Annotated in this window: 16 protein-coding genes; 11 read left to right on the forward strand and 5 right to left on the reverse strand. The window is 47.7% G+C overall.

The window, feature by feature from the left end:
• From SD53_RS08150 to SD53_RS08170, 5 genes are all read left to right on the forward strand, one after another.
• Nucleotides 1-1,012 (forward strand): helicase-related protein (locus SD53_RS08150; RefSeq protein ID WP_046519742.1); only part of this gene is annotated, 1,012 nt, incomplete at its 5' end.
• 110 nt (nt 1,013-1,122) lie between these two features.
• The gene (gene trxC, locus SD53_RS08155) at nt 1,123-1,545 is read left to right on the forward strand and encodes a thioredoxin TrxC (protein ID WP_046519743.1); all 423 of its coding nucleotides are present in this window, start codon (nt 1,123-1,125) and stop codon (nt 1,543-1,545) included.
• Between the two features lie 119 nt (nt 1,546-1,664).
• Nucleotides 1,665-2,156, forward strand: a complete 492-nt coding sequence (locus SD53_RS08160) for a YbhB/YbcL family Raf kinase inhibitor-like protein (protein WP_046519744.1) — start codon at nt 1,665-1,667, stop codon at nt 2,154-2,156.
• Nucleotides 2,157-2,213: 57 nt separating this feature from the next.
• Nucleotides 2,214-3,005 (forward strand): sulfite exporter TauE/SafE family protein, encoded by a 792-nt coding sequence (locus SD53_RS08165; RefSeq protein WP_046519745.1) that lies wholly within the window; start codon nt 2,214-2,216, stop codon nt 3,003-3,005.
• Between the two features lie 105 nt (nt 3,006-3,110).
• On the forward strand, nt 3,111-4,298 hold the full coding sequence (locus tag SD53_RS08170; protein ID WP_046519746.1) for a YbfB/YjiJ family MFS transporter: 1,188 nt from the start codon (nt 3,111-3,113) through the stop codon (nt 4,296-4,298).
• A 7-nt stretch (nt 4,299-4,305) separates the two neighbouring features.
• Here SD53_RS08170 and mnmE read toward each other — a convergent pair whose 3' ends face one another.
• The 5 genes from mnmE to rpmH form a co-directional block, all read right to left on the reverse strand.
• The gene (gene mnmE, locus SD53_RS08175; RefSeq protein WP_046519747.1) at nt 4,306-5,670 is read right to left on the reverse strand and encodes a tRNA uridine-5-carboxymethylaminomethyl(34) synthesis GTPase MnmE; all 1,365 of its coding nucleotides are present in this window, start codon (nt 5,668-5,670) and stop codon (nt 4,306-4,308) included.
• A 79-nt stretch (nt 5,671-5,749) separates the two neighbouring features.
• On the reverse strand, nt 5,750-7,384 hold the full coding sequence (yidC, locus tag SD53_RS08180) for a membrane protein insertase YidC (RefSeq protein WP_046519748.1): 1,635 nt from the start codon (nt 7,382-7,384) through the stop codon (nt 5,750-5,752).
• A gap of 3 nt (nt 7,385-7,387) precedes the next feature.
• Nucleotides 7,388-7,651 (reverse strand): membrane protein insertion efficiency factor YidD, encoded by a 264-nt coding sequence (gene yidD / locus SD53_RS08185; protein WP_046519749.1) that lies wholly within the window; start codon nt 7,649-7,651, stop codon nt 7,388-7,390.
• Nucleotides 7,603-7,974 (reverse strand): ribonuclease P protein component, encoded by a 372-nt coding sequence (gene rnpA / locus SD53_RS18290; protein ID WP_082101823.1) that lies wholly within the window; start codon nt 7,972-7,974, stop codon nt 7,603-7,605. Before rnpA ends, yidD begins: the two co-directional genes overlap by 49 nt.
• Before the next feature lie 14 nt (nt 7,975-7,988).
• Nucleotides 7,989-8,126 (reverse strand): 50S ribosomal protein L34, encoded by a 138-nt coding sequence (rpmH, locus tag SD53_RS08190; protein ID WP_046519750.1) that lies wholly within the window; start codon nt 8,124-8,126, stop codon nt 7,989-7,991.
• 446 nt (nt 8,127-8,572) lie between these two features.
• Here rpmH and dnaA point away from each other — a divergent pair, with 446 nt between their 5' ends.
• From dnaA to glyS, 6 genes are all read left to right on the forward strand, one after another.
• On the forward strand, nt 8,573-9,934 hold the full coding sequence (dnaA, locus tag SD53_RS08195) for a chromosomal replication initiator protein DnaA (protein WP_046519784.1): 1,362 nt from the start codon (nt 8,573-8,575) through the stop codon (nt 9,932-9,934).
• 12 nt (nt 9,935-9,946) lie between these two features.
• Nucleotides 9,947-11,056, forward strand: coding sequence for a DNA polymerase III subunit beta (gene dnaN / locus SD53_RS08200; RefSeq protein WP_046519751.1), 1,110 nt, complete (start codon nt 9,947-9,949; stop codon nt 11,054-11,056).
• Between the two features lie 3 nt (nt 11,057-11,059).
• A complete protein-coding gene (gene recF, locus SD53_RS08205; protein WP_046519752.1) occupies nt 11,060-12,160 on the forward strand; it encodes a DNA replication/repair protein RecF in 1,101 nt (366 codons plus the stop codon).
• 2 nt (nt 12,161-12,162) lie between these two features.
• Nucleotides 12,163-14,583 carry a DNA topoisomerase (ATP-hydrolyzing) subunit B gene (gene gyrB, locus SD53_RS08210; protein WP_046519753.1) on the forward strand — a complete coding sequence of 807 codons (2,421 nt, stop codon included), beginning with the start codon at nt 12,163-12,165 and terminating at the stop codon, nt 14,581-14,583.
• Nucleotides 14,584-14,733: 150 nt separating this feature from the next.
• Complete coding sequence (glyQ, locus tag SD53_RS08215) at nt 14,734-15,666, forward strand: glycine--tRNA ligase subunit alpha (protein WP_046519754.1); 933 nt, start codon at nt 14,734-14,736, stop codon at nt 15,664-15,666.
• Nucleotides 15,666-17,723: a glycine--tRNA ligase subunit beta gene (gene glyS / locus SD53_RS08220; protein WP_046519755.1), complete on the forward strand. Its 2,058-nt coding sequence runs from the start codon at nt 15,666-15,668 to the stop codon at nt 17,721-17,723. The genes glyQ and glyS overlap by 1 nt, the downstream gene beginning before the upstream one ends.
• Nucleotides 17,724-17,823 lie beyond the last annotated feature (100 nt).

A 17,823-nucleotide genomic window follows, 5' to 3' on the forward strand; every position in this document is an offset into this window, starting at 1 on the left:
CGGCGCCCGTGGCTATGCCGTTGCTTGCTTAAACGGTGATATGAACCAGGCTCACCGCGAACAAACCATCCGTCGTTTAAAAGCCGATCAACTGGACGTGATCGTAGCCACAGACGTTGCTGCTCGTGGTCTGGACGTAGAACGTATCAGTCTGGTGATCAACTATGACATTCCATACGACAGCGAAGCTTATGTGCATCGTATTGGTCGTACCGGTCGTGCTGGTCGTGAAGGTAAGGCGATACTTTTCGTATCACCACGTGAACGCCGTTTGCTGCGCACTATCGAACACGCAACTCGTCAGCCGATTGAAAAAATGTCGCTGCCTACCGGTCAGGTGATCGAACAGCGTCGTATCGAAGCGTTCCGCGCTCAGTTAGCTCAGACCATCGAAGCGAAGAATTTAAGCTTCTTTATGGATCTGGTAAACGATTGGCGTGAAAAGCTGGAAACGACAGATATCGATATGGCTGCTGCCTTGTTATATCTGGCGCAGAAAGACCAGCCGTTAAACGTTGCATCTCAGTTCCCGGAAATCCGTGAGCCCCATAGCCGCGACCGCGATGACCGTGCAGGTGGCCGTGATAAATTTGCCCGTGGTGACAGACCAGAACGTTCTGGTGATCGTGCTGAGCGCGGCGATCGTCCTCCACGTCCACGTCGTGAGTTAAAAGGTGACTACACCAACTACCGTATTGAAGTGGGTAAAGAGCATGGCGTGCGTGCCGGTGACATCGTTGGTGCTATCGCCAATGAAGCCAATATCGACAGCCAGTTTATCGGCAACATTAAGCTGTTTGATCATTTCAGTACTGTTGAACTACCAGCCAATATTCCGGCTGAAGTGATGCAGCACCTGAAAAAGGTTTATGTGCGTAAGCAAAAGCTGAATATCACTGTAGATACTGGTTCGCCAGCAGCAGGTTCTGCGCCACGTCGTGAGCGTTCTGAAGCTGGTCCTGGCCCACGCCCAGGTGCGGCTCCACGTGCACCACGTAAACCAAGGGATTAATCTCTGATTTGTAAAAGACCGGCGAAAGCCGGTTTTTTTTATAGCGGCCAGGCTATAAAAACTCCTACCTTGCCCATACGTAGCTCTGGTAGCTATCTGTGGAGCCCGTTATGATTATTGCCTGTCCTCATTGTTCAACCTTAAATCGTGTAGCGCCTGAAAAGTTTGCTGATCAGCCTAAATGTGGTCAATGCAAAGGCGCGCTTTTTGCCGGAAAACCTATAGAGTTAACCCAGCAGAATTTTGTCAATCAGGTTCAAAAGTCAGAATTACCTGTAGTGGTGGATTTTTGGGCTAGCTGGTGTGGTCCTTGTCTGAACTTTGCGCCGGTATTTAATCAGGCGGCCGCAGAGTTAGAACCTAAGTTCAGGTTCGCCAAAGTTAATACGGAGCAGCAGCAACAACTGGCAGCGCAATTTCAAATCCGCTCTATACCCACGTTGATGTTGTTTAAAGCCGGGAAGCTGATTGCGCAGCAATCCGGTGCTCTGCCAAAACAGATGTTTTATCAATGGTTACAACAACATAGTTAAAGCACCAAGTCGTAGCCCTTAGCACAGAGTTGGTCGCAAAAGTCTGGATTTGCCTTGCTATAAAGTCCAGACTTAAGCGCGTTCTCCGCTTTATTTTGAGCCACAGTGAAGGAAACAACATGACCACTAAGTTATTTCAACTGACCAGTCCGGATATCCGTGAAGGCCATTTTATGGCAAAAACCTTTGAATTTAACGGCTTCGGCTGTGACGGCCCGAATCTGTCGCCTGCACTGAACTGGCAGAATGCACCGGCAGGAACTCAGAGTTTTGCTATTACTGTGTTTGATCCCGATGCACCTACAGGCTCAGGCTTTTGGCATTGGCTGGTTTTGGACATTCCGGCTACTGTTACTTCATTACCGCAAGGCGCCGGTAATGGCCAATTACCGGTGGGAAGCCGTAGTTTTAACAATGACTATGGTATCAAAGAATTTGGTGGCGCTTGTCCGCCACAAGGCCATGGTATGCATAGGTATCAGTTTACCGTCTGGGCTTTGCCCGAAGCCACTTTAGGGGTACCTGATGGTGCCAGCGCTGCTGTGGTTGGTTTTATGCTGAATGCAACGGCGATTGGTAAAGCGACGTTAACAGCGACTTATGCCAGATAAATCATAGATTTAAATAAGGCCAGCCCCTGCTGGCCTTTTTAGTTCAGGCAGGAATTTATGGATCTGTGGGGGCTGACGTTATTTATTCTGGCAGGTGTAGCTGGTGGCTTATTGTTGGGCCTGATAGGTGTAGGCATGGCTTTGGTTACTGTGCCTTTTTTAACGTTTATGCTGCCATCTTTAGGTTTTAGTGCAGAAGTTTCCCCCGTGATAGCTCTGGCGAGCTCCATGGTGATAGCCGCTATTGGTTCTGTGTCTTCACTGCGGGTGCATCAGCAAAAGGGTACTATTGACTGGGGCTTGATCCGCTTGATGTTACCGGTCAGTTTAATAGGAGTAGTGTTAGGCTCCTTGCTGGTCACCCGTGTACCGGCTTTGTGGTTGCAGTGCATTTTCGCCGCTTTTTTGCTTTATGTCGCTTTTTCTATGCTAAAGCCGTCAACAAAAACTACTCAGCTACAAAAAACACCCTCTATTCAACTGTTACGTTGGTTTCCTGCTTTAGTTGGAGTGACCGGCAGTTTTATTGGTGCCGGGGGCGGGGTGTTGATGGTGCCATTTTTAAGCCGTTTTATGCTCATGCCCAACGCTGTAGCCAGTTCAGTGGCCTTGGGTTTTCCGGTGACTGTGTTTGGTGCTATCTCCTATATGCTGCAAACTGCTCCTGTAACTCATCCGGGTCTTACAGGGGCTGTGTATTGGCCTGCGGTACTGGGCATGAGCATAGGCTCTGTAGTCGCAGCTCCGCTTGGTGTGCGGCTGGCTACTAAAGTACCAGCGGCCTTATTGAAGAAGTTATTTGCCTGCGTGTTGCTTTTGATTGCTTTCAGGATGATGTTGTCGTTTTAAGGGAAGCAGGTGGAATAGCCAGTTCTGCGACTATCCGCTTATAGCGATGTGCTGTATTGACTGTCAATCTGACGACACTATGCCAGTCTGAAAACAAGGGAACTTATGTCTGATCCAGCGGCTCGCCGTATTCTATTGGCTGGTTTTTTTAGTCAGTTATTGTGTTTGGGCATAGCCCGTTTTGCCTATACGCCGCTTATTCCTCTGATGTCCGCTGCTGGCCTTAGCGAAGCTATGGCCGGTTATTTAGCTGCAGTCAATTATTTGGGGTATTTTGCCGGGGCTTTGTTGGCGGTGCGGTTAAAAAACTGGCAGTGGAAGTTTTATGCCTATCGCACAGGTTTGGTTTTTGCCGTCCTGAGTACTTTAGCTACAGCCTATAGTTCAGACCCACTATTTTGGGGCTTGTGGCGCTTTCTGGCAGGTTTAAGTTCAGCCGCTTCAATGTTATTGGCCTCAGGTCTTATTTTGCAGCAGTTAGCTGCGCGTGGTGCTAAAGCTGAACTGGGTTTGCATTTTGCAGGCTTGGGCCTGGGCATAGCTTTAGTGGCTTTATTCGTAGAGCTGCTTAGCGCAGCGGCTTTGAGTTGGGATCAGCAATGGCTGGCGCTTAGCTTACTCGGATTGGTGCTGATTATTCCGGCCTGGCACTGGTTGCCCGCACCACTGCTGCTGGGATCTGGCAATAACACTGATAGCCCAGCCTTGGCTTTGCCCCGAAGTTTCCTTTGGCCTTTGTTTTTCATGTATTTCTGCGCCGGTTATGGCTATGTGGTGACTATCACTTTTATTGTCGCTATGGCGAGCTTAAACGCAGAACTAACAGGTTTTGGTAACTGGGCATTTTTTGCTTTAGGTATAGGAGCCGCACCAGCAGCGATTTTCTGGGATAGGGTTGCACGACGTTCTGGTTATTTAGTCAGTTTGCGTTGGGCTTTACTGTTAAACGCTTTGGCTATTGTGTTGCCTGTGCTCTGGACCCAGGCGCCGGCCTTAGTCTTCAGTGCCTTTTTATTTGGCATCAGTTTTGTTGGTTGTGTCAGCCTAATGCTGACCATGGCAGGGCGCTTATTACCAGCAAAACCAGCTCAATTGATGGGCAAGATGACGCTTTGTTATGGCACTGCCCAAGTGATTGCACCTGCGATCAGTGGTTATTTAGCCAAACAAAGCGGCAGTTTTGATTCAGGTTTACTAACAGCAAGCGCTATTACCTTATGTGGGGCTGGAGTACTGACGCTACTGATCCGCCGCACCGCCAGTGATCATCTGGCCATGCGGGGAGGGAGCTAAAATTCAGTTATTTACCGATACAGAACGAGCTGAAAATCCTGCCCAATAAATCATCCGAGCTGAATTCGCCGGTGATTTCATTCAGGTGTTGCTGAGTCAGGCGCAGTTCTTCTGCTAACAGCTCGCCAGCTAAGTGGTTATGAAGCTGAGCTTCGCCTATGGCCAAATGCTCTGCAGCGCGAGCCAGTGCGTCTAAATGGCGACGGCGGGCGATAAAGCTGCCTTCGGTATTGGCGTCAAAGCCCATACAGGCTTTGAGGTGATCGCGTAACTCTTCGATGCCTGAATTGGTTTTGGCTGAAATATGAAACACCGGATAGTCACCATTCTGACTAGCGCCAGTGGTTTCGCCGGTTAAGTCGGCTTTATTGCGAATAACAGTTAAGCCTAAATCTTTGGGTAAACGTGACATAAAATCTGGCCAGATTTCACTTGGGCTGGTGGCGTTCGTAGTAGTGCCGTCGACCATAAACAGCACGCGGTCGGCCTGCTCTATTTCCTGCCAGGCACGTTCTATGCCTATTTGTTCCACTTTGTCTGTGGCTTCCCGTAAACCTGCAGTGTCGATGATATGCAAAGGCATACCGTCGATATGAATATGCTCACGCAACACATCACGGGTGGTGCCTGCGATTTCTGTCACTATGGCGGCTTCACGGCCAGCCAAAGCGTTTAATAAGCTGGATTTACCGGCATTGGGCCGGCCTGCGATGACCACACGCATGCCTTCACGTAAGATGCTGCCTTGAGTGGCTTGTTTTTGGATGCCAGCTAAATCAGAAATAATTTCTGCTAAGTCACCTGCCACTTTACCATCGGATAAAAAGTCGATTTCTTCATCCGGAAAGTCGATGGCGGCTTCGACGTAAATCCGCAGGTAAATCACTTTTTCCACCAGATCATGGATTTTGCGCGAAAACTCACCCTGCAACGACTGCATAGCGGAACGGGCGGCTTGCTCCGAGCTGGCGTCAATTAAATCGGCTATAGCCTCGGCCTGAGTTAAATCCAGTTTGTCGTTTAAAAAGGCCCGCTCGGAAAATTCGCCAGGGCGCGCTATGCGCACGTCTTTTATATCCAGCACACGGCGCAGCAGCATATCTAAAAGTACAGGGCCACCATGACCTTGTAATTCCAGTACATCTTCGCCAGTAAAAGAATTCGGGCCAGGGAAATACAGGGCTATGCCCTGATCCAAAGTTTGTTGTTGTGCGTCTAAAAACGGCAGGTATTCAGCGGTACGGGGCTTAGGTAGTTTGCCCAGAACGGCCGAAGCTACTGCGGATACGGCAGGGCCTGATACCCTTATTATGCCTACACCGGCACGACCTGTGGCTGTGGCCTGAGCGGCAATGGTGTCTGTGCTGTACATAGATCAAACCTCAAACGTTTTTAAACTCAACAAAACAAAAAGGCCTGAAAACAGGCCTTCGAAGTGTAGCTCAGGAGCATCAGGCCTTAGTGTATAAGCCTTTTTTCTCCATGCCACGGTAGATATACAGCATCTGGGCCAACGAAATCAGGTTGCTGACTAACCAGTACAGCACCAGACCACTTGGGAACCACAGGAAGAATACGGAGAACACTACTGGCATCCACAGCATAATTTTTTGCTGCATTGGATCCGTCACTGTCATAGGTGTCAGTTTTTGCATCACAAACATACTGATACCAAACAGCACAGGTAATACGTAGTACGGGTCCTGAGTGGATAAATCCTGGATCCATAACATAAATGGAGCCTGACGTAATTCCACACTCTCAACAAACACCCAGTATAACGCCAGGAAAATAGGCATTTGTACCAGCATAGGTAAGCAACCACCCATAGGGTTTACTTTTTCTTTGCGGTACAGTTCCATCATGGCCGGGCCCATCTTCTGACGGTCGTCTTTGTAACGCGCCTGCAGTTCGTCAATTTTTGGTTTCAGATTACGCATCTTGGCCATAGACTCATACTGCACTTTGGTCAGAGGGTACATCACACCTTTCACAATCAAGGTGATGATAATAATAGCCACACCCCAGTTGCTGACAAAACCCTGGATCAAGGTCAGTAACCAGAATAAAGGCTGGGAAATAAACCATAAGAAACCGTAGTCGACGGTCAGATCCAAGCCATCGGCAATAGCGGCTAAGTTATCCTGATCCTTTGGACCTGCATAAAAAGTAGAAGCGATCGTCAGGCTTTCACCGGCTGGTATTGTCAGCTCAGGGCCTTTTACACCCACAATGCCGTTGCCGTTATTGACTAAGCTATAGAGCTGATTGTCTGCAGTTTTTTCAGGAACCCAGGCCGCTACAAAGTAGTGCTCCAACATAGCGACCCAACCCCCTTTGGTGGATTGTGCCAGGTTGGTTTCCTGCATTTCTTCAAAATCGTATTTTTCGTAGCGTTTTTCAGACGTAGAGTAAGCCGCACCACGGTAGATTGGCATCATCATACTGCTGCTTTCGCCATTATTAATAGTCTGCACCAGATGCTGATAAGGCTGAACTAACTTGGCTTGGTCACTGCTATTTTTCAGTAAATATTCTACCCGGACATCATATTTTCCAGCGGTAAAGATATAGCGTTTTTCAATCTCTAAACCGTTATGGCTGAAAGTTAAAGGCACTACCAGTTGCTGCTCGCCGTTCGCCAGTGTGTAACTGGATTGATCTACCGAATACACTGGACGGCCACTGTTACGTTTGTCATCTGGGCCGTCTGCCAATAAACCTGACTGAGCTACATATTCAAAACCATTGAGTTTGCGCATTAGCTGATAAGGCTGGTCGCTGTCTTTACTCAGCGTAAAAGCGGGTAAAGTCAAATCAACAATATCGCCACCTTTGGTGTCGATCTGTACTTTTAATACATCAGTACTGACGTTGATCAGTTGTTGAGTCGCCACTGCTGCCGCAGCTTGAGCTGAAGTGCCTGAACTGCTTAATTGTAAGTCGGCTGAACCAGTTGAAATAGTTGTGCTTGATTCAGTGACCGGAGTAACTGGTTTAGGCGCGTGATCGGTTTGCCATGCCTGCCATAACAATAAGCTAACGAAGGCGAGGGCTATCACTAATAAACTGCGTTGAGAATCCATCTGTTAGTTAGTCTCTTTCTGCTTTTGTGGAACCGGGTCTTCACCACCGGGATGTAAGGGGTGACATTTTAATAAACGTTTTGTAGTTAACCAACCACCTTTTACAACACCGAAGCGTTCTATGGCTTCAATGGCATAATGTGAACAGGTGGGATAAAACCGGCAACTGGGTCCAAATAGCGGACTGATCAACTTTTGATAACCACGTACGGTGGAAATCAGCAGTCTTGCACCAGTGTTTTGTATTGGCGAGCTATTTTGCCCCATAACTTATCCAGTTGCTTGTGCAATTCTTCATTGGGCGTATTGCTGATATCACCTTTTACCATCAAAACTAAATCAACTGGCGGAAGTTCATGTTGGTGTAGCCGAAAGCTATCCCGCGAACATCGTTTGATACGGTTTCGATGCGTGGCTAATTTAACACGTTTTTTGGCAATAGTCAGACCAAGTCTTGGATGAACAGACTGATTAGGCTTACACAAGATAGTAAAGAGAGGAGAAGAAACCCGGAAAGGATTTTGGAAAACATTGTCGAATTCGCGGGGAGTTAACAGACGTAACTCCCTGCTGAATGTATAGCTGACCACGCAGCGCTTAAAAATTAAGCGACAGTTAAGCGTTTACGGCCTTTAGCACGGCGACGCGCTAATACTTGACGACCATTTTTGGTAGCCATGCGAGCACGAAAGCCGTGGACGCGAGCACGTTTTAAAACGCTAGGTTGAAATGTTCTTTTCATAACTTCGTCCGTCCGGTCGATATTTACTAAGGGTCTGTGTTTTAGTAAAAACCAAAACGCAGCGATTAAAAAAGAGCGCGAATTCTAAGCGGCCCGGCTGCTGTTGTCAATGCAGATCCTTGTGTTTCTGCTGATCTGATCATTATTTTTTATCGATCTTTAAAAGTTGTCCACAAGGCAGGTCACTCAACTGGGATAAAATGTGAGTTGTTTTAAAAAACAGCGGTTTTTGCACCGCTTTGCTCTGATCTTTTACTTGCATATCAGTAAATAGAATAAGAGGTTTATTTTTATATAAAACAAGTGGTTACACATTGTTTGTGTCGCTCGTCGCATTTTTACAAAAGTCAATATTGAACTTGTGGATAAGATCGTATGATAATGCTGCTCTTTTCACTTACGCCTGCCTAACGAAATAATAATTATTAGGGGCTTTTGGAGATATGGTGTATCAGTCCGTTTGGAAAAATTGCCTCGAAGCGCTCCAGGCCGAGCTACCAGCTCGTGATTTTGGAACCTGGATCCGTCCATTACAAGCTGACAGCTCGCATGACGCACTGACTTTGTACGCGCCTAACCGCTTTGTGCTGGATTGGGTGCGAGATAAATACCTGAATCGGATCAATGAGCTGATCCAAGGCTATTGTGGCGATCATGCGCCACGGCTGCGCTTTGATGTAGGTTCAACCCAAAAGCCTTTGGCTGCTCCAGTGAATCAATTGCCACGTGTCGCACCAGCCGCAGCTCCGGTCGCGGCTATGCCTGAGCCGGCACCAAAAACCATAGTCAACAGCAATGTTAACGCGAAGCATAACTTTGACAACTTCGTGGAAGGTAAGTCGAACCAGTTAGCACGCGCTGCTGCCAAGCAAGTGGCCGACAATCCCGGCACAGCCTATAACCCGCTGTTTTTATATGGCGGCACAGGTTTAGGTAAAACTCACTTATTGCATGCGGTGGGTAACGGTATTCTGGCAAAAAATCCAGACGCTAAAGTGATTTACATGCACTCAGAACGTTTTGTACAGGATATGGTAAAGGCCTTACAAAACAATGCGATAGAAGAGTTTAAGCGCTATTACCGTTCTGTTGATGCTCTGCTTATCGATGACATTCAGTTCTTCGCGAAAAAAGATCGTTCCCAGGAAGAATTTTTCCACACCTTTAACGCCTTGCTTGAAGGCAATCAGCAGATCATTCTCACCAGCGATCGGTATCCAAAAGAAATCGACGGCGTGGAAGAGCGGCTAAAAAGCCGGTTCGGCTGGGGTTTAACTATAGCGATCGAACCCCCAGAACTGGAAACCCGGGTAGCGATCCTGATGCGTAAAGCACAGGAGATCAATATTCGTCTGCCGGAAGAAGTGGCGTTTTTTGTCGCCAAGCGTTTGCGCTCTAATGTGCGTGAATTAGAAGGGGCGCTGAATCGTATTTCCGCCAACGCCAACTTTACTGGCCGTCCTATTACCATCGACTTTGTCCGTGAAGCATTACGCGATATGCTGGCGTTGCAGGATAAGTTGGTCACTATCGAAAATATTCAGAAAACTGTGGCCGAGTATTACAAAATACGGGTAGCGGATTTATTGTCAAAACGCCGCAGTCGTTCTGTGGCCCGTCCCCGTCAAATGGCGATGGCCTTGGCAAAAGAACTGACCAACCACAGCTTGCCTGAGATTGGTGATGCTTTTGGTGGCCGTGACCACACCACAGTGTTGCATGCGTGTCGTAAAATTGAATCGTTAAAAGAAGAGACGCATGAAATTAAAGAAGATTTCCAAAACTTAATTCGAACATTGTCTTCATAATAGGGAATGGTGATGCAATTTACTATTGAACGCGACGCTCTGCTCAAACCCTTGCAAATGGTGTCAGGTGCTATTGAACGGCGCCATACTTTACCTATTTTGTCGAATGTGTTGATTGAAGCCCGTGAAGACGGTCAACTGATCCTGACCGGGACCGACTTAGAAATTGAACTGGTGGCGATGTCGCCTATTCAGCAACTGATCAGTCCTGGCCGTATTACGGTGCCGGCAAAAAAAATTCTGGATATTTGCCGCAGCTTACCTGACTCTTCTTTATTAAGCGTGACGGTGCAAGGTGAAAACTGTGTGGTGAGCACAGGTAAAAGTAAATTCACCTTGTCGACTCTAAGCGCCAACGATTATCCAAATTTAGAGAGTTGGCAAGGTGAGGTCGACTTGCAGTTACCACGCAGCCAGTTACGCCATTTATTAGATGATACAGCCTTTTCCATGGCGAACCAGGATGTGCGTTATTACCTGAATGGCTTGTTATTTGAAGTGGATAACGGCACTTTACGTTCTGTTGCCACGGACGGTCACCGTTTGGCGATGAGTTCTATTGAATTGGCGGCGACGGCGGGTCATCAGAAACAAATTATTATTCCACGCAAAGGTGTGCTGGAAGTGATGCGGTTATTAATTGCCGATGAGCAACTGGTGACCTTAAGTTTAGGCCAAAACCATATCCGTTTAACCGACTCTCAGTTCAGCTTTAGCTGTAAATTAATTGACGGCCGTTTCCCTGATTACCGCCGCGTTTTACCACGTAACAGCACTAAGCTGGTGACCGCACATCGTGATGTCCTCAAAGATTCTTGCGTGCGTGCTTCTATTTTGTCGAATGAAAAATACCGTGGTGTGCGTTTTACTTTGAGTTCAGGCGAGCTGCAGATTGTGGCGAATAACCCAGAGCATGAGCAGGCTGAAGAAACCATTGAAGTGGAATACCAGGGCGATACGCTGGAAATTGGCTTTAACGTGGGTTACTTACTCGACGTACTGAATACCTTATCCACCGATCTGGTGGTGTTGCATTTGAGTGACGGCAACTCCAGTGCCCTGATTGAGGGTGTTGGAGCTAAATCAGGCGCCATGTACGTTGTGATGCCAATGCGTTTATAGTGAATGGCATTAAATACGCTTAGAATTCAGCAATTTCGCAACATTGCCGAAGCTCAGTTAGAGTTTCGTTCCGGGATAAACCTGATTTATGGCGAAAATGGCAGCGGCAAAACCAGTTTGCTCGAGGCCATTTATTATTTGGCGCATGGTCGTTCTTTTCGCAGCAGTAAGCCAGAAAAACTGATCCGCTACGAGCAAACGGCATTTGTACTCAATGCCAAAGTAGAGATGGCGGGGCAGCTATTAAATTTAGGTTTGCAGCGTGAGCGCGAAGGTGAGCTGCGGATGCGGTTAAATGGCGAAGACCTGAGCCGTGTCTCTGAGCTAGCGCAATTGCTGCCAGTGCAATTAATAACCCCAGAGAGTTTTAGGCTGTTGTTGGGGGGGCCAAAAGAAAGACGGCAGTTTTTTGATATGGGATTGTTTCACGTGGAACAGAGTTTCTATTCCTTGTGGAGCAAATTGCAGCGGGTGTTGAAACATCGTAATGCGCTGTTAAAAATACAAAAGCGTTATAACGATGAATATGCCTACTGGGACCAGAATCTGGCCAGCTTGGCTTTTGAATTACAAGCGCTACGACAACGCTACATTCTGGCCTTAGATGCTGCGGTTCAGCCTCTATTGGTTGATGCACTGTGGGCTTCAGGTTTAACTCTGCAATTGTATTCAGGTTGGCCCGAACGTATTGAAACGCCAGAGCAATTACAGCAATTATTGCAGCAGAATTTTCTGCAGGACTTACGCTTAGGTCATTGCCAGTTTGGCCCACAGAAAGCGGATTTAAAGCTGAAGGTGGCGGGCCAGGTGGTCGAAGAAGTGTTGTCGCGTGGACAACTGAAAGTATTACTTTTTGCGCTGAAAGTGGCGCAAAGTAACGTGATTTATAACTACGGCCATAAGAAGCCGGTGTTATTAATTGATGATTTGGCCTCGGAATTAGACGATAATTCCAAGCGTCATATATTTAGTTTTTTAAACACTATTAACTCGCAAGTATTTATTTCAGCGATTAATACTGACCAGGTTTTACCAGCAATACCGGATCTGTATCCGGCATTGTTTCACGTGGAACACGGACAGATAACAATACGGACAGAATGAAGATGGCCGAAGAACATATTTACGACTCGTCGAGTATCAAAGTATTAAAAGGCCTGGATGCCGTACGTAAAAGACCCGGTATGTATATCGGTGATACGGACGATGGTTCAGGTTTGCACCACATGGTATTCGAAGTCGTCGACAACTCCATCGATGAAGCCTTGGCGGGCCACTGTACTGATGTGTGGGTCACTATCCATACCGATAACTCAGTGTCAGTGCGCGATAACGGCCGTGGTATTCCTACAGATATGCACGAAGAAGGTGTATCTGCGGCAGAAGTTATCATGACGGTGTTACACGCCGGTGGTAAGTTTGATGATAACTCCTACAAAGTTTCAGGTGGTTTACACGGGGTAGGTGTTTCAGTAGTAAACGCTTTATCGGACAAATTAGAACTAACCATTCGCCGTAAACAGCAAGTGCATTCACAAATCTACCGTCTAGGTGTGCCAGAGGCGCCTTTAGCTGTAGTGGGTGAAACTGAAGGCACAGGTACGTCGATTCGTTTCTGGCCAAGCCCAACCATTTTTAGCGATATCAATTTCCACTACGATATTCTGGCCAAACGTTTACGTGAACTGTCGTTCCTGAACTCCGGTGTCAGCATTATTCTGACTGACGAACGTGACGACAAAACTGATCATTTTAAATACGAAGGTGGTATCGAAGCTTTTGTGCAGTACTTAAACCGCACTAAAACCCCGGTTCACCAAAAGGCTTTTTACTTTACTTCACACCGTGAAGAAGATGGTATTTCTGTTGAAGTGGCGATGCAGTGGAACGATTCCTTCCAGGAAGGTATTTATTGTTTCACCAACAACATCCCACAACGGGATGGTGGTACTCACTTAGCAGGTTTCCGTTCTGCTTTAACCCGGGTGTTAAACACCTATATGGAGCACGAAGGTTACGCCAAAAAGATGAAAATCTCCGCCACAGGCGACGACGCCCGTGAAGGTTTAACGGCTGTAATCAGCGTTAAAGTACCGGACCCTAAATTCAGTTCTCAGACCAAAGACAAGCTGGTCTCCAGCGAAGTGAAGTCTGCTGTTGAAAGTGCGATGCACGAAAAACTGAATGAATACCTATTAGAAAACCCGGGCGAAGCCAAAATTATTGTTGGCAAAATTGTTGACGCAGCCCGCGCCCGTGAAGCGGCCCGTAAAGCCCGCGAAATGACACGCCGTAAAGGTGCGTTAGATATCGCAGGTTTACCTGGTAAACTGGCTGACTGTCAGGAAAAAGATCCAGCCTTATCAGAACTTTACCTGGTAGAGGGTGACTCTGCGGGTGGTTCTGCCAAGCAGGGCCGTAACCGCAAAAACCAGGCTATTCTGCCGCTCAAAGGTAAAATCCTGAACGTAGAAAAAGCCCGCTTTGACAAGATGATTTCCTCTCAGGAAGTCGGCACCCTGATCACAGCTTTAGGTTGTGGTATAGGCCGTGATGAATACAATCCGGACAAAACCCGTTATCACAGCATCATCCTGATGACGGACGCCGACGTCGATGGTTCTCACATCCGCACTCTGTTATTGACCTTTTTCTATCGTCAAACTCCAGAGCTGATTGAACGTGGTTACATCTATATTGCTCAGCCGCCTTTATACAAAGTGAAAAAAGGTAAGCAAGAACAATATATTAAAGATGACCCGGCTTTAACTGAGTACTTAACCACACTGGCGCTGGATGAAGCGACCTTGCATGTCAATGCAGACGCACCAGGCATAGGTGGTGCTCAGCTGGAAACTTTAGTGCAGCTGTACCATAAAGTGTCAGCCACTATCACCCGTTTAAGCCGTAAGATACCGTCAAACTTACTGAACGAGCTGGTGTATGTGCCTGCTATTACGCCTGAGCTGTGCAAAGACGCCGCTGCGGCAGAAAGCTGGGCCAAACATCTGGTGACCCGCTTACAAGAGCGTGAAGGCGATGGTTCCAGCTATGCCTACAGCATAGTGGAAGACCGTGAGCGTCATCTGTTTGTGCCAAAAGTGATCATCCGCCAGCACGGTATCGACAACGAATACCTGCTGCACTACGACTTTATCACTTCAGTGGATTACGGCCGCATTGTTGAATTAGGCACTGCAATCCGTGACTTGATCGAAGAGGGGGGGTATGTCCGCCGTGGTGAAAAAACTAAAACAGTGACCAGCTTTGTGGAAGCACTGGAATGGTTAATGGCCGAGTCGAAACGTGGTTTATATATCCAGCGTTATAAAGGTTTGGGTGAGATGAACCCAGAGCAGTTATGGGAAACCACCATGGATCCAAATACCCGCCGCATGCTGCGTGTGACTATTGAAGACGCCATTGGTGCCGATCAGCTGTTTAATACCCTGATGGGTGACGACGTAGAACCACGCCGTAACTTTATCGAAGAAAACGCGCTGCGGGTGGCAAACCTGGACGTGTAAGCTGTGAAGCTTGAAAACAGAAAAGGCTCCGTAAGGGGCCTTATCTGTTTAATAAAGCTTAAAAAACCCATAAAAAACGCGGCTTAGCGCTACAGTTCGACGCCGCAAATAGGTATACTTTTCAGTCATTTTTACCAGCAGGTCAGGCTAATGCAAAAGTACGATATGAAGACCTTCCAGGGGTTGATCCTGGCATTACAAGATTATTGGGCACGCCAGGGCTGCGTTATTGTTCAGCCGCTGGATATGGAAGTAGGGGCCGGTACTTTCCATCCTATGACTTTTTTACGTTCTTTAGGCCCTGAGCCGACCAACGTGGCTTATGTGCAGCCTTGCCGCCGTCCTACCGATGGTCGTTACGGTGAAAACCCTAACCGTCTGCAGCACTACTATCAGTTTCAGGTGATCTTAAAGCCGTCGCCAGCCAATATTCAGGAGCTGTATTTAGGCTCCTTACGTGAACTGGGTATTGATACCCTGGTGCACGATATCCGTTTTGTCGAAGACAACTGGGAATCACCAACGCTGGGCGCCTGGGGTCTGGGTTGGGAAGTATGGTTAAACGGCATGGAAGTGACTCAGTTCACTTATTTTCAGCAAGTGGGTGGCTTAGAGTGCCGTCCTGTCACAGGCGAAATTACCTATGGTTTAGAGCGTCTGGCGATGTATATCCAGGGCGTCGACAGTATTTATGATCTGGTCTGGGCTGACGGTCCTTTAGGCCGTGTCACTTATGGTGATGTATTCCACCAGAACGAAGTAGAGCAGTCCACTTACAACTTTGAATATGCGGACGTACCTGCGCTGTTCGCATACTTCGACCAGTGTGAAGCCGAAAGCCAGAAGCTGATTGAAGCAGGTTTAGCTTTACCTGCTTATGAAAAAGTAATGAAAGCCTCTCACGCTTTTAACTTATTAGATGCCCGTCACGCCATTTCTGTGACTGAGCGCCAGCGTTATATTCTGCGGGTGCGCACCCTGGCTAAAGCTTGTGCTGAAGCCTATTTCGCTGCGCGGGAAAAGTTAGGTTTTCCCCTATGTAGTGATAGCAAGCGCCGTAACCAGTCAACGCAGGAGGCATAATGTCTGTGCAAGATTTTTTCGTAGAAATTGGTACCGAAGAGTTACCACCAAAAGCTTTAAAAACTCTGGCGACTGCCTTTGCTGACAATATCACTGAAGAGCTGGCAAAACAAAACCTAAGCCATGGCGATGTCAGCTGGTATGCAGCGCCACGCCGTTTAGCGGTACGTGTTAATCAACTGGCCTTGCAGCAACAAGATAAAGTGGTAGAAAAACGTGGCCCGGCTTTGGCTGCGGCTTTTGATGCCGATGGCAAGCCAACTAAAGCTGCTGCAGCCTGGGCTGCGTCGAACGGTATTACTGCGGAGCAGGCGGAACGTTTAGAAACAGACAAAGGTGCCTGGCTTATTCATAAAGCACTGATAAAAGGCGAAAGCACAGTTGCATTGTTACCAGCGGTGATCAGCACTGCTTTAGCTAAGTTGCCAATTGCCAAGCCAATGCGCTGGGGCAATTCAACGGCCGAATTTATCCGTCCTGTGCATACTGTCACTCTGTTATTAGGTGACGAGGTAGTGCCAGCCACTATTCTGGGTAAAGAAGCAGGTCGTGTCAGCTATGGCCACCGTTTCCATGCGCCAGCTTTGGTCGAAATCAAAAATGCCGATGCCTACTTAAGTACGCTGGAACTGTCTTATGTCATTGCCGACTTCGCCAAACGTAAAGCCATTATTGCTGAAAACGTAGCAGCAGAGGCCAAAGCATTAAATGGCGTGGCGCTGATGGACGATGCTCTGCTGGAAGAAGTCACGTCATTAGTAGAATGGCCTGTGGTGCTGGTAGGTTCTTTTGAAGAACGTTTTCTGCAAGTTCCGGCTGAGCCGTTAATTTCGACCATGAAAGACAACCAGAAGTATTTCCCGCTGGTGGACAATAATGGCAAGTTATTGAATAAATTCATTTTTGTGGCCAATATCGACAGCAAAGACCCAAGCCAGATTATCTCTGGTAACGAAAAAGTTGTGCGCCCACGTTTATCTGACGCTCAGTTCTTTTTTGTGACAGACGCTAAAACCAAACTGGTCGATCGCCTGCCAGCTTTAAGTACAGTATTGTTCCAGCAAAAGCTGGGTACTTTATTAGAGAAATCCGAGCGTATCGCCAAAGTGGCTGCTTTTATAGCAGGCAAAATTGGCGCTGACGTAACTCATGCAGAACGCGCTGGTTTGTTATCAAAAACCGACTTAATGACCAATATGGTTGGCGAGTTCCCGGAAGTGCAGGGCGTGATGGGGATGCATTATGCCCGTCTGGACGGTGAGCCAGAAGCTGTGGCTGTAGCGCTAAACGAGCAATACAAACCACGTTTTGCCGGTGACAGCCTGCCAAGCCAGTTAGAAGCTTGTGCTGTGGCTATCGCCGATAAAATGGATTCGCTGGTGGGTATCTTTGGTATAGGCCAGGCGCCAAAAGGCGACAAAGACCCCTTCGCTTTACGCCGTGCTGCCATTGGTGCGCTGCGTATTATGGTGGAAAAACAGTTACCTCTGGATCTGCTTGAACTGATTGAATTCAGCAAAACCACCTTCGGTGACAAGCTGACTCAAAATAGCGTTTCCGACGAAGTGCTGGACTTTATGTTAGGCCGCTTCCGCGCCTGGTACGAAGGCGAAGGTTTTGGTGTAGACGTTATTCAGGCTGTATTAGCCCGCCGTCCAACCAATCCGGCCGACTTCGACCGCCGTGTCAAAGCTGTAGCTGAATTTCGTAAACTGGACGCTGCTTTAGCTTTAGCCGCTGCTAATAAGCGGGTCGCCAATATCCTGGCTAAAGTGACAGAAGCTATTCCAGAGAGCATCAACAGTGCTCTGCTAAGCGAAGACGCCGAACAGGCTCTGTATAAAGCCATAGTGGCAGAACAGGCCTATCAGGCCACTGTAAGCAGCTACGCTGAAGGTTTAAGCCATCTGGCGGCCATGCGCGATGTAGTAGACCAGTTCTTCGATAAAGTGATGGTCAATGCTGATGACGCTGCAGTGCGTTTAAACCGTCAGGCCTTGTTACAGCAACTCCGTGAATTATTCCTGCGTGTAGCGGATATTTCTGTATTACAGTGATAAATCGCCTTAATGGCTAACTGATTGATACAAATTGGAAAAGGAGCTTAGGCTCCTTTTTTGTTTTCTGCTGCATAAATACATTCTGCAGCTAATAGCA

This window comes from Rheinheimera mesophila, from assembly GCF_000986865.1.
GTDB lineage: Bacteria > Pseudomonadota > Gammaproteobacteria > Enterobacterales > Alteromonadaceae > Pararheinheimera > Pararheinheimera mesophila.

Excerpts from the sequence above, each read along its gene's own strand:
- trxC (WP_046519743.1), top strand. The coding sequence starts at position 1,123 with ATGATTATTGCCTGTCCTCATTGTTCAACCTTAAATCGTGTAGCGCCT.
- SD53_RS08160 (WP_046519744.1), top strand. The coding sequence starts at position 1,665 with ATGACCACTAAGTTATTTCAACTGACCAGTCCGGATATCCGTGAAGGC.
- SD53_RS08165 (WP_046519745.1), top strand. The coding sequence starts at position 2,214 with ATGGATCTGTGGGGGCTGACGTTATTTATTCTGGCAGGTGTAGCTGGT.
- SD53_RS08170 (WP_046519746.1), top strand. The coding sequence starts at position 3,111 with ATGTCTGATCCAGCGGCTCGCCGTATTCTATTGGCTGGTTTTTTTAGT.
- mnmE (WP_046519747.1), bottom strand. The coding sequence starts at position 5,670 with ATGTACAGCACAGACACCATTGCCGCTCAGGCCACAGCCACAGGTCGT.
- yidC (WP_046519748.1), bottom strand. The coding sequence starts at position 7,384 with ATGGATTCTCAACGCAGTTTATTAGTGATAGCCCTCGCCTTCGTTAGC.
- yidD (WP_046519749.1), bottom strand. The coding sequence starts at position 7,651 with ATGGGGCAAAATAGCTCGCCAATACAAAACACTGGTGCAAGACTGCTG.
- rpmH (WP_046519750.1), bottom strand. The coding sequence starts at position 8,126 with ATGAAAAGAACATTTCAACCTAGCGTTTTAAAACGTGCTCGCGTCCAC.
- dnaN (WP_046519751.1), top strand. The coding sequence starts at position 9,947 with ATGCAATTTACTATTGAACGCGACGCTCTGCTCAAACCCTTGCAAATG.
- recF (WP_046519752.1), top strand. The coding sequence starts at position 11,060 with ATGGCATTAAATACGCTTAGAATTCAGCAATTTCGCAACATTGCCGAA.
- gyrB (WP_046519753.1), top strand. The coding sequence starts at position 12,163 with ATGGCCGAAGAACATATTTACGACTCGTCGAGTATCAAAGTATTAAAA.
- glyQ (WP_046519754.1), top strand. The coding sequence starts at position 14,734 with ATGCAAAAGTACGATATGAAGACCTTCCAGGGGTTGATCCTGGCATTA.
- glyS (WP_046519755.1), top strand. The coding sequence starts at position 15,666 with ATGTCTGTGCAAGATTTTTTCGTAGAAATTGGTACCGAAGAGTTACCA.